Source organism: Streptomyces sp. NRRL B-24572 (assembly GCF_002156145.1).
Taxonomy (GTDB): Bacteria; Actinomycetota; Actinomycetes; order Streptomycetales; family Streptomycetaceae; genus Streptomyces; species Streptomyces vietnamensis.
Window position 1 is genome coordinate 298 of the sequence record NZ_MWIG01000899.1, and the last position, 487, is coordinate 784.

At 72.5% G+C, this 487-nt stretch carries 2 pseudogenes; both read right to left on the bottom strand.

The features are described from left to right. Positions 1–193, bottom strand: a pseudogene (locus CCN56_RS45290) (hypothetical protein); the annotation flags it as partial. A 41-nt stretch (positions 194–234) separates the two neighbouring features. Then, positions 235–487 (bottom strand): annotated as a pseudogene (locus CCN56_RS37965) (glutamine synthetase); the annotation flags it as partial.

A 487-nucleotide genomic window follows, 5' to 3' on the forward strand; every position in this document is an offset into this window, starting at 1 on the left:
CCACGAGCCGCTCGCCCTCGCACCGGACGCCCGCGCGGAACCCGCGCACGGCGAGCACCGCGCACGCCAGGACGGCGACCACCGCCGCCGTCCCCTCCCCCGCGGTCCCGGCCTCCGCCCCGTACGCGAGGCAGCCGAGACCGAGCACGACACCGAGCGCCGTGTTGGCCACCCGGTTCGCGGGCGTGGGCACGAGTTCCGTGCCGTCGGCACGTCGGGGAACGCCCACCGCCCTTACAGCACCGGCAGGTTCTTCCGGAGCTCGAAGGCCGTGACCTCGGAGCGGTACTCCTCCCACTCCTGCTTCTTGTTGCGCAAGAAGAAGTCGAAGACGTGCTCGCCGAGCGTCTCCGCCACCAGTTCGCTCTTCTCCATCAGGGCGATCGCCTCTCCCAGGTTCTGCGGGAGCGGCTCGATGCCCATCGCGCGGCGCTCCGCGTCGGAGAGGGCCCAGACGTCGTCGTCGGCGCCGGCCGGGAGTTCGTAG